Origin of the sequence: Enterovibrio makurazakiensis, assembly GCF_050336585.1 — a bacterium.
GTDB classification, from domain to species: Bacteria; Pseudomonadota; Gammaproteobacteria; order Enterobacterales; family Vibrionaceae; genus Enterovibrio; species Enterovibrio gelatinilyticus.
Genome location: NZ_JAKJSE010000008.1, coordinates 86757 through 98704, shown reverse-complemented (window position 1 = coordinate 98704; position 11948 = coordinate 86757). Strand labels below are relative to the sequence as shown.

Below are 11948 nucleotides of genomic sequence, written 5' to 3'. Positions count from 1 at the left end.
GGCGCTAGAAGCTAATATTACGACTTTTTACTCAAGTAAGCGTCTAGATTTGAACGAAAAAAGGCCGCATTCACATGCGGCCTTTCTTTTTGATTCTGTGCAGCGCCTCTGCAGCGTAGCAATCTACAACACTGCTAATCTACAACACTGCTAGTCTACAAACCTGCTAATCCGCAAGCGTGCTAATCAGCGTTAAGCAAATCGTCTTTGGCAGCGCGCAGGTATTGATACATAGACCAATAGGTTAATCCCGTCGCAACATAAAGCGATGCATAGCCGACATAAACAATGATGTCATTGTCGTGCCAAAGTAGCATAGTCAATGCGAACATTTGCGTCGCGGTTTTAAATTTACCTACCCATGAAACAGCAACGCTGGCACGTTTCCCCAGTTCCGCCATCCACTCACGCAGTGCAGAAATGATCACTTCTCGTGCAATCATTGTCGCCGCAGGGATCGTCACCCATACCGAATGGTAATACTCAGCAATCAGTACTAACGCAATCGCCACCATCACTTTATCCGCGACGGGGTCAAGAAACGCGCCAAAACGAGTTGTTTGATCAAGCGAGCGAGCTAGATAACCGTCAAGCCAATCCGTAAAACCAGCAATAACGAAAATCAAAGCCGCAGCAAATGCCGACCATTCATATGGCAAATAAAACGCGACTACAAAAACGGGAATTAATGCGATGCGTATAAGGGTCAGGATAATGGGGATATTCAGTCGCATAGTTCTTATTATTTGTGAGTGTCGCTGTTATGGTGCTTGAAAGTCACTGCTGTTGCAATGAGGAATGAATCTTCTCAGCTAAAACTCGGCTAATTCCCGGCACTTTGGCTATTTCTTCAACAGAAGCGCGCTTAAGTTCCTGAATTCCGCCCAAGTATTTTAACAAAGCTTGTCTGCGCTTTGGCCCAACACCTTCGATTTCTTGCAACACACTGCTTTTCCGCACTTTTGCACGTTTTGCTCTGTGCCCTGAAATCGCGTGATTATGACTTTCATCTCGAATGTGCTGAATTAAATGGAGCGCAGGTGAGTCCGTCGGCATGGAAAACTCTTCACCCGTTACCTTAATCAGAGTTTCAAGCCCTGGGCGACGTGTGGTGCCCTTGGCAACACCCAACATTAACGGATGCCTTGGCCACTCCTCTAAAAGCGGACCAACCACTTCCCAGGCTCTGTTTAACTGCCCTTTACCACCATCAATAAGAATAATATCAGGGATTTTATCTGGGTCTGTCTGCTTGCTGTAACGACGTTCAAGCACCTGCGCCATCGCCGCATAATCATCGCCACCCGTAATGCCCGTAATGTTGTAGCGTCGGTATTCTTGTTTCACTGGCCCATCTTGGTTGAACACCACGCACGAGGCGACCGTCTGCTCACCCATCGTATGGCTAATATCAAAACACTCCATACGTTTGATGGGCTCAAGGCTTAACGCGTCCGCTAACACCGCGAAACGATTATGGATGGTCATTTTCTGGTTAATTTTGGTCGTCAACGCCGTGGCGGCATTGGTTTGGGCCAACTTCAAGAATCTCGCCCTCGCGCCGCGCGGCTTGCTTTGCAAGCTCACTTTCCTGCCAGCGATTTCAGAAAGAGCGATAGCCAGTGACTCACTTTCATCACCTAAATCTTGTCCCAATAACAAGCTAGTCGGAATGGTGCGCCCTTCGGCCTGATTGAAATAAAACTGGCTAACGAAACTCGATACCAGTTCAATCACATCCGTATTCGCGGGCATTTTCGGGAAGTAACTTCTGCTCCCCAACACTTTACCTTGGCGCAGAAACAAAACGTGGATACACGCAATGCCGTTTTCGATGGATACGCCAATGGCATCTAAATCATCTTCACTGTTTTGAGAAACAAATTGCTGCTCTTGTACTCGACGCAGTGACTGAATTTGGTCGCGGTATTCCGCCGCTTTTTCAAAAGCCAATGCTTTGCTCGACGCTTCCATTTTTTCCACCAGCGACGCAATCACTTGTCGGTCTTTACCCTGTAAGAATAACCGGGTGAAATTCACCTGTTCGGCATAATCTTCATCAGAGATGATGCCACTCACACAAGGTCCTGAGCAGCGACCAATTTGATACATCAAACACGGGCGTGAGCGATTGGCATACACCGAGTCCTCACACTGACGGACAGGAAATATTTTCTGGAGTAAATACAAGCTCTGTCTAACCGCACCCGCATCGGGAAACGGGCCGAAATATTCACCTTTGCGTTTTTTAGCACCGCGATGAATCGACAAACGTGGATGTTTACTGGCAGAAAGGAAAATATAAGGGTAGGACTTATCATCACGCAGCAAAACGTTGTAACGCGGTAAATGCTGTTTGATAAGATTGTGTTCGAGAATGAGCGCTTCTGTTTCGCTGTGTGTGATTGTGACTTCAACATTGGCAATATTTTTCACCAAGGCTCGCGTCTTTTCCCCCACGACATTTGCGCGAAAGTAGCTAGAAAGTCGCTTTTTAAGCGACTTCGCTTTACCGACATAAATGATCTCACCGGAGTCGTCCATCATTCGATAGACGCCCGGTTTGTCTGAGACGGTTTTTAGAAAATTCTTGGCATCAAACACAGCAAATAGATTACTTAAAGAGCTTCTGTGTCTAGCATACCATGGCGTATCGCCAAATGGGTCAGTTCAACATCACCATTGATACCTAGCTTACTAAATAAGCGATACCGGTAACTGTTGACAGTTTTAGGGCTAAGGTTCAATTGCTCAGAAATATCCGTCACCTTCTGCCCCTTTGTAATCATCATCATGATCTGCAGCTCTCGCTCAGACAGATTTTTGAAAGGGTTCTCTGCATCAGGTGTAAATTGACTCAATGCCATTTGCTGCGCGATTTCAGGCGAAATGTAGCGTTGACCGCTATTCACTGCACGGATCGCATTGACCATTTCGTTCGCACCAGCGCCTTTTGTCAGGTAGCCAGCAGCGCCAGCCTGCATAACTTTGGTTGGAAATGGGTTTTCTGTATGAATAGTAAGAACAATAATCTTAGCATCTGGGTTATAACGAAGGAGCTTTCGCGTCGCTTCTAAACCACCAATGCCAGGCATGTTCATGTCCATCAAGATAATGTCCGCATGATTGCTACGACACCACTTGACTGCTTCCTCACCGCTTTCGGCTTCCCCTACCACTTTAACACCACGTTCGTCTTCAAGAAGACGACGTATCCCTGTGCGAACCAGCTCGTGATCATCTACAAGGAAAACACTAATCAAGCTTGTTTCTCCACTATGATTTTGGCTCGCCATGCGCCAGTATGGCGCTCGACTTTGTGCTGCATCTTACTTGAGTTTAACCTAACAATAAAAGACCGAACACTTTGATTCTGTGTAAGAGAGCATGTTTTTAGTTTCATTTAGTCACAAATTAACCACTACAGTCGTTAAATTTGGTCTTAATCAAAAACTTAAAATAAAAAACTCATTCATGACAGTAAGTTAGAATTGAGCCCTATTCTTGAGGTAAATGTTTGCATATCCAGTTATCAGTACAATGAATTATGCTAAAAAGGCATAAAATATGCTTATTAGTGAAATGGATAACAAATAATCACCATAACGCGCAAGGAGCACAAAGCGGATGATGAAACTAGGCATTCTACTCTGTGATGATCACTACCCAGACTCCATTCCCACCTATGGCCATTACGATGATGCCTTTAAGAGAATGTTTCAGGGCAGCGTCATTAGCCACTACGAGACGTATCGGTGTTTCGAACAACACTACCCCGCTCAACCTAACGAGTGTGACATCTGGATCGTCACTGGCAGTAAATGGGGCGTTTATGACAATGAACCTTGGATTCGCAGTGTCAGTGAGTTCGTTCAACGATGCCACGCCCAATCCCGCCCGCTTATTGGTGTGTGCTTTGGTCATCAACTGATTCATCATGCCTTGGGGGGCGAAGTAACAAAATCAGATAAAGGCTGGGGCATGGGGGTCTACCCCATCGATAACCTCAAAAATACCCAACAGGGCTTTACTCAGCCTGATGCACCAAATGCACTGAATTTGATCGCTTGCCATCAAGATCAGGTCCAAGAGCCCGCACCTGCGTTTTCTGTGATTGCGGGATCGGACTTTTGCCCTATCGCAATAACAGCAAAAGGCCAATACGTGTTAACCATGCAGTGCCATCCTGAGTTCACGCCAGATTTTCTCGTTCAACTGGTAGAACGACTAAGAGACAAAGCGGGCAATGACACCGTTGATAAAGCCATTGAGTCAGTCCGACAGTTTGGTGGTGGCGATCGTGATTTTGTCATTCGCACACTGCATCAGTTTGTTGCGCAGCACAGTCGGGTTGCATAGTCTCGTTAACCCTTAAGGTAAGTCGTCGTCAAGTTGTGCAGCTTGGGTTTTCAATTTGCAACCCAAGTTGCCATGCCGTATAGCATTCTGAAGCAACTCATTGATTATTAAGATCTAAGATTTTGGCACTCAAATTGCTCCTTCATAAATATCTCGTTGAAGGAGCGATCGTATGAATACTAAGACCACAGTGTTGAATCAACCTCTGATTTTCGTCGGCCCACCTCGCTCGGGGGTAAACTTAATCTCAGACATTGTTTTTCATCACAGTGATCTCTGTTGGCTTGATAAGAACTTTGACAACCACCCGAGATCGCAATGGCAACATCGACTCTTTCAACACACAACGCGTTGGCGCAATCACGCTGTGCACTCTTCTTCACTGCTAGGTAGCATCGCGAAGGAATTCTCCCCAACCCCTACAGATGCGATGTCATTCTGGGATGACGTAACACGTGATGACATCGATTTCGAACGAGGTTTTTTGCGAGGAAAGCATGCTACGCCCATTGAAATCTCCTCTATCAAAGATGTGCTAGAAGCACGCATTACGCTTTCGCAAAAAGATCGCTTAGGTTTGCGTTTCACAGGGCCATCACGATTGTGCTTCCTTCACAGTATTTTTCCTGACGCCAAGTTTGTGCACGTAGTCCGAGACCCGGCCTCTACCGTGAATTCCATGATCAACTCTGAGGAGTGGGAGTATCAAGGTCGCCGTTTACTTTGGTGGCGTGGAGCCTATTCCCTGCAAGAGCTCGCGCAATATGACATGCTAAGAGACCATGCCGTCGCTGGTACCGCGTTTCAATTGAATAAATTGATGCAGACGACCAAGCAAGAAGCGCAAGAGTTGAACATCGACATGATCACGGTGGAATACGAAGATTTCGTGCAAAACCCACAAGAGACCGTATCAAACATTCTCTGTCATGCTGATCTACCGCACAGCAACACGATTGATAAGGTTTTGAAGCAGAATGAGATTCGCGGCAGTAACAAGGTTCTAAAAATGCCCGCCACCGACATCAATACGGTTTATACATGGTGCCCTGCGTCCTAGAACCCTCGCCCGCAAGTATTTAGTCATCCAACAAACAAAAACGCCTTCCCCAAGGGGAAGGCGTTTCTCATTGATTTTACTTACAGCGCACCAGATTTGATGCAAAGCACGTGGTATTTCCCGTGTTCTTTCTCTGCCCCTTCGGTTTCATGTTCAAAACCAGGGAACTCGTCATCCCATGCTTCTAGGGCTTTCAGGTACTGGATCTGCGGGCTGCTTTCATTACCGAAATTCTCCCCCCCCATCAGCATTGGGATGCCTGGTGGGTAAGGGATCACTGAGTTTGCTGCAACACGACCTTCCAGTTTGTCCGAAGGCACCAATTCCACTTCGTTTGCCACAATGTGGTGGTAAGCCGTGCGTGGTTTCAGCTCAACATCTGGTAAATTTGAGTACGCTTCGTTCAGTACTTGTGCTGGATTATGGCGAACAAGGTACTGGAACATGCGATCACCCAAATCACGAAGACCTAGGCCTTTGTAGATGTCTGGCGCACTTTCTACCAATTCTGGCAGCATAGTTTCCAATGAGACGTTTGCATCATAGTGACGTTTGAACGACAACAAGGTATTGATCAGCGTATCGCGTTTACCTTTCGTGATACCCATAGAGAACAGGAACATCACTTGGAAATCCGTCGTACGGGTTGGCACAATACCAAAGCGACCAAGATACGCACTCACCAGTGCCGCTGGCACACCTTTTTCAAGAAACTGACCGTTGTCATCCAAGCCTGGTGTTAGCAAACTCACTTTGATCGGATCCAGCATGCACCAGTTGTCGTCCATGTGATCGAAGCCATGCCATTTGTCTTCTGGATGCAGAATCCAGTTGTCTTGCACCGTCATCAGCGCTTCGACAGACGCATCTTCAAAGTTTACTTTTTCACCGCTGGTATCGGTCACCACTTCCGCATTCCAAGGCTTGAAGAACCAATCACCATCAGTGGTGTAATCGTTGAACAGTTTGCGCACGCTTTGACGGAAGATAACCGCTTCACGGATCACTTCATTCGTCAGCGATAAACCGCTCTCCCCTTTCATCATGTTTGCTGCCACGTCATTAGACGCACAGATCGCATAAAGCGGTGATGTGGAGGTATGCATCATGTACGCTTGGTTGAAGCGATCAAAGTCGATAGCATCTTCGCCATTACGCACATGAATGTAGGACGCTTGAGACAAGGCATTCAACAGTTTGTGGGTTGAATGGGTCGCAAACACGGTTGGCCCTTTGTGTCCGTCAGCACTGCCGCGCATGGCAAAGTGACCTTTGTATACAGGGTTGAATCGCGCATAACCAAACCACGCTTCATCCATATGAATGCGATGAGAGCTTTCAGAGAGCAATGCTTCAGCACGTTCTGAGTTGTAACACAGGCCGTCATACGTACAGTTGGTGACAACCGCGTAGCGAGGTGATTTACCCACGTATTCTTTCGTCAGTTTACCGTCTGCAATTTTTTGTTTAATAGACGCCGCTGACATGGTGGCTTGGCTGATTGGGCCAATGATACCGTAGCAGTTGCGGCTTGGTGCCATATACACAGGTCGAGCACCCGTCAGGATCAAGCCTTGCTCGATAGATTTGTGGCAGTTGCGGTCAATAATCGCAATGTCATCGTCTTTCAAGCATGCTTGCATGATGGTGCGGTTAGAACCCGATGTGCCCACAATGCCTGAATACGATTGGTGCGCACCGAAGATTTTTGATGCTTCTTCTTCACTGTCTTTGAACGCGCCAGTGTGGTCTAACAATGAACCTAACGCTGCGCGTTCAATGCCCATGTCTGAGCGGAACAGGTTCTCGCCGTAGAATTGGTAGAACTGGTTACCCGCAGGGGTTTTAGTAAAGCCGATACCCCCTTGGTGACCGGGGGCAGACCATGAGTATTCGTGAATATCGTTGTATTGCATCATCGCTTTCATCAACGGTGGCAGTACATGTGAACGGTAACGTTTCATGGCAGCAACAATACGACCTGCGACGAAATCAGCAGTGTCTTCCAGCACCGAATAACACTCATCCACACGTTCCATCAGTTTGCGGTTCGCAAGAATCGAAGTACGGGCACGCTCTGCGAGCAAGAAGACAGGCACTTCTGACTGACGATCTTTGAGCGTGTTTAGCAGTTCAATTTCTTCGTTTGAGTGGAGAATCTGCTCTTCTGATTTATCGAGCGTCAGTACAAGGCTGTCGATGTGGGTTGCAAGAATAACGGCCTTGGCATCTTCATAGGAATTTGCAGTGACGATTTCAATCGTGCGTTCATGCAGTTCTGCAATCAGTGATTGTGTGGTGCGTGCAGCATAGCTGCTTGGGTCAATATTTTGCGGCTCTACAACAAGAGTGCGCATTTTGCTGAAGTAGTTGCTCATAATAATTACCTAATCTACAAGGTGCATTTCAGCGTCAACGCTTTGGATGGCTTGTGTATGTAATACAAATAAGTCAGGCAGAGTGGTTAACGTTAATTAAATACGTTCTTACTAAAAAATAAAACCATTACGTCCAATAAATAGAAATCGATAGTAAGGTTCATTTTTAGATGAAAAAAAATGGAATAGTCAGCCCCAATAACTGGAGGGAAAATGAGGCTAACTATTTAATGCTTAATCATTGGTAAAAATTGACAATGCTATTCTCTTTACGCGTTGACTTCTTTTTCGATAACGTTAGATTTTCTCTCTTCATCATTAACATCGCGTGCTGCGATAAAGCCGTAGAAAATATAACCGAACAGAGTCAATATAGTGCCGCCGAATACGGCTTCCGCGCCACAGGCATACACACCATAGATGCTGTAAATCACACCAAGCGTACCCACTGTCGCACCCAGCTTATATTGCGCAGGTGTGACCTTGTTTTTGCGAAGCATCACTTCCAAACCTGTCATGGAGAGGATGTAAGGCACCATGTTCACGAATACCGCAAGGTTGAGCAATGCGTTGAATTGATTAACCAAGTTAGGGGAAATGGTCATCAGGGCAAGCAGCAACTCCGCCGCCAACATAATGAACATGCCAAAGATTGGCGCACCTGCTTTGTTTGTTTTCGCGAAGATTTTAGGGAACAAGCCTTCTTCAGCGGCAGATTTTGATACCTGCGCATTGGTAAACTGCCAACCAAGCAGCGAACCAATACATGCGACAACCGCAGCTATGGTGACAATATTACCCACGGTTGGGTTAAACATGTGGCTGAACACAAGACCAAACGGCGCGGTTGAATTCGCCAACTCTGCGTTAGGGATAATACCTTGGATCACAGTGGTAGAAAGGATATACACCACCGCAGCAAAACCAGTACCAAACAACACGGCTAGCGGCACGTTGCGTTCTGGGTTTTCAACCGCATCCGAGTTAGCACCCGCAGATTCAATGCCCAGGAATGCCCATAATGTCAATGCGATACCTGAAGATACTGAATGCATGGTGGTGTCATGGTGTGGATTCCATGCAGAGATGAAAGTTTGTGGATCGAACCACCACCAGCCAACCACAGACAGACCCAGTACAGGAAGAATAATACCCCATACGGTCAATGACGAAATCTGACCGGTAATTTTAGGGCCACCAAAGTTTGCCAGCATGGTCACGATAAGGATGGCGACAACACCGAAAAAGGTGTGCATAGGCGTATCAAGCCATGGCATGAAAGGTTTGATATAGCCAACCGCTGAAACTGCGATCGCGACACAACTAATAACTAGACAAACATAGTAAGTATAAGAAGCAATGAAGAATGACGATTTTCCATGCGCTTCTTCTGAATACGCTGACATACCACCAGAACGTTTACAAATCGCACCACATTTCGCAAAAGTATAGGCAATACACATTGCACCTAGGGCAGTAATAACCCAAGAAAGTAGCGAAATGGTTCCGACTTGTGCCAGGCTCGAAGGTAACATAATAATACCTGAGCCCATCATATTTACTGCAACGAGAACGGTTAAACCAACCAATCCCATTTTTTTACTATTGGCATCTGAAGACATCACTTAAACCCTTAATTCAGACGAGAAAGAATAATAGATTAATTTCAGGCAGCCAGATCCATGGCGACTGTATGTAAACAAGCTTATTTATTTTAACTCGAATACATTTAAGGGCGGCATTTTGATATTGGTGATAATCAGAAATAACGAATGTGCTCTTATTACAGCAATATTCACATAGGTGTTATGCCATGCAAATACATCCATTAATGAATATGCCCTTTTTTACCCAATGAACTTGAAGATGCCGGATTCTGCGAGCATCTTCAGGTTGTTTGGGTATATATAAAAGCATATTCATTAAATCGTTTAGATAGTTTAACTCTTAGGCAGCTTAGCTGCTCTTAGACAACATACCTCTATTCGATGAAGCGTATTCTTCTCCGATTTCGATTTTTTTAAACCCCTAAAAATGCAATCTAGCATTGCAAAAATAAGTATTTTACCGTGATCCAAATCACTATTCAGTTGACGAAAACGGGGAAACTCGCGGACGTCTCTCGGTCAGCGTGCTTGTGATTAAGATCACGAAAATACGTTAATTCAATCAGTTAGATCAGATTTCTACACGTTTGTTTTCCTTGAAACCTGCCCGAATTGGTGTCGACGCCAACACGATCCCATAAATAACTATTCACGATAATCGTGGTTTCATTTGTCATCTTTTTTCTCTTCATAGCAAACGTTTATGAAAAGATATGCCTATAACCAAGTGACCTGAAACGCTCGATTTCAGGTTTCAAAGTTGTATTTCAACGCAGATCTTCTTATTCAACACCAAGGTTCGTCTCTCGATATTCGCCAACTTTCACCGTGCGTTATCTTTCCTTTGTTCCAATGGTTCATTTGCCATGCATTTTTTGCATGACCTTTTTGCATCTAATTCATTTGCTTCATGACCTTGCTGCTACTACTCTACGCGCCTTTCATTACTCGGGAACGTTATGAGCTCGCAAACACTATTCGCACAATTATCCAGATGGTTAGTGCTGCTGATCATTACGCTGGTCGTTGTTCATCATTGTGCGCCTCTGCAACGCGCGCTCTCGGACTACGCCGTCGATGGAGGTTGTCATCAACGTCATCACGTCGGAAGCCACGAGTAACATGAGCCACTGCGACCAAGCAGCCTTCTGTTTCAACAACATTTTTAAGGTATACCTATGAGTATTTTCCGGTTCCCACTTCTTGTCTGGCTGGGGATAGGGATTTTGATTATCAGCCTAGGGATCAGGCAATCTTTCGGCATTTTCATGATGCCTATCAGTGACACGTTCCAATCAGGACGTGAGTTTTTCAGTCTCGCCATTGCCCTACAAAACCTCATGTTTGGCATGTTCCAACCCTTTATAGGAATGGCAGCTGATCGCTTTGGTTCGAAACGCATTATCGCTGCTGGCGGTATCGCGTATGGTCTAGGGTTATATCTCACATCAATCGCCACAAGCTCAGGGATCCTTTACCTGTCTATCGGGGTTCTTGTGGGCTTAGGTCTAAGTGCAACCAGCTACGTGATAGTGCTTGGTGCGGTGGCGAAAGTCGTTCCCGCTGAACATACCGCCAAAGCCTTCGGCCTGACAACAGCCGCCGGCTCATTCGGTATGTTTGCTGTTATTCCTGGTGCTCAAAGCCTGCTTGCACACTATGACTGGCAAACCGCCATGCAAGTGTTCGCCGTGCTTTGTACATTAATGATCGCGTTCTCGGCGTTCATGAAAGCCGCGCCAAATCAGGGCCAATCCCAAACAACCGCTGACACACAAACCCTGCGCCAAGCCTTGGCTGAAGCATTCCGTCATCCCGGCTATTGGTTCATCCATGCTGGCTTTTTTGTCTGTGGTTTTCAGGTTATGTTTATTGCCACGCACTTGCCTAGTTACATTGCAGACAAAGGCTTACCAGGCAATACCGCAGCCATGGCGCTTGCATACGTGGGTATTTTTAACATCTTTGGCTCATATTTCTGGGGAGTCATGGGCGATAAATTCAACAAGCGTTACGTCATGACGAGTTTGTACATGATGCGCTCAATCGTACTTGCATTGTTTGTCTCACTGCCATTAACCAGTGAAACAGCCATCATCTTTGGTGCGGCAATTGGTTTTTGCTGGCTAGGAACCGTACCACTGACATCAGGCTTGGTACGTCAAATCTTCGGTGCGCGTTATATGTCGACGTTGTACGGCTTGGTATTCTTTACTCACCAAATCGGCAGTTTCCTTGGCGCATGGGTTGGTGGGCGTGTATTTGATTACTACGGCTCGTACACTCCGATCTGGTGGGCTACGGTTGTATTGGCTATTGCGGCGGCACTGTTGCACCTACCTATCAATGACAAACCGCTAGTACGTTCTGCTCTGCAGCCAGCTGCGGCGTAAATCTTACTGATTTAATGATTCGATCATGCGCTAAAGCCATGATCAGTGGTTATACGAGTTGAAAGGGTGATACACCTCGGTGTTCACCCTTTTTGTTTCCGGCTCATCACCTACGCTCGTATGACACCTGGCACTTTCATCACGCCTTTAA

General features: G+C 46.1%; 8 protein-coding genes. 3 read left to right on the top strand and 5 right to left on the bottom strand.

Annotated features, from left to right (window positions below; all coding sequences use genetic code 11):
- Window positions 1-182: 182 nt before the first annotated feature.
- The 3 genes from pgsA to uvrY are packed head-to-tail and all read right to left on the bottom strand — an operon-like array spanning window position 183 to window position 3263.
- Window positions 183-734, bottom strand: a complete 552-nt coding sequence (gene pgsA / locus L4D06_RS06635; protein ID WP_274165784.1) for a CDP-diacylglycerol--glycerol-3-phosphate 3-phosphatidyltransferase — start codon at window positions 732-734, stop codon at window positions 183-185.
- 43 nt (window positions 735-777) lie between these two features.
- Entirely contained in the window at window positions 778-2604 is a 1827-nt protein-coding gene (gene uvrC, locus L4D06_RS06630; RefSeq protein WP_429738385.1) for an excinuclease ABC subunit UvrC, read from the bottom strand.
- Between the two features lie 14 nt (window positions 2605-2618).
- Window positions 2619-3263 (bottom strand): UvrY/SirA/GacA family response regulator transcription factor, encoded by a 645-nt coding sequence (gene uvrY, locus L4D06_RS06625; RefSeq protein ID WP_028023394.1) that lies wholly within the window; start codon window positions 3261-3263, stop codon window positions 2619-2621.
- 364 nt (window positions 3264-3627) lie between these two features.
- Between uvrY and L4D06_RS06620 the strand changes: the two genes are divergently transcribed.
- Together L4D06_RS06620 and L4D06_RS06615 are read left to right on the top strand one after the other, a co-directional pair.
- On the top strand, window positions 3628-4359 hold the full coding sequence (locus L4D06_RS06620; protein ID WP_429738383.1) for a type 1 glutamine amidotransferase: 732 nt from the start codon (window positions 3628-3630) through the stop codon (window positions 4357-4359).
- A 172-nt stretch (window positions 4360-4531) separates the two neighbouring features.
- Entirely contained in the window at window positions 4532-5419 is an 888-nt protein-coding gene (locus L4D06_RS06615) for a sulfotransferase family protein (protein ID WP_429738381.1), read from the top strand.
- 80 nt (window positions 5420-5499) lie between these two features.
- On the opposite strand, the gene adiA is transcribed toward L4D06_RS06615, so the two are convergent.
- Window positions 5500-7797: an arginine decarboxylase gene (gene adiA, locus L4D06_RS06610; RefSeq protein ID WP_274165789.1), complete on the bottom strand. Its 2298-nt coding sequence runs from the start codon at window positions 7795-7797 to the stop codon at window positions 5500-5502.
- A 269-nt stretch (window positions 7798-8066) separates the two neighbouring features.
- Complete coding sequence (gene potE, locus L4D06_RS06605; RefSeq protein WP_274165790.1) at window positions 8067-9419, bottom strand: putrescine-ornithine antiporter; 1353 nt, start codon at window positions 9417-9419, stop codon at window positions 8067-8069.
- A gap of 1163 nt (window positions 9420-10582) precedes the next feature.
- On the opposite strand from potE, the gene L4D06_RS06600 reads away from it, so the two are divergent.
- Entirely contained in the window at window positions 10583-11797 is a 1215-nt protein-coding gene (locus L4D06_RS06600; protein ID WP_429738380.1) for an MFS transporter, read from the top strand.
- Window positions 11798-11948 lie beyond the last annotated feature (151 nt).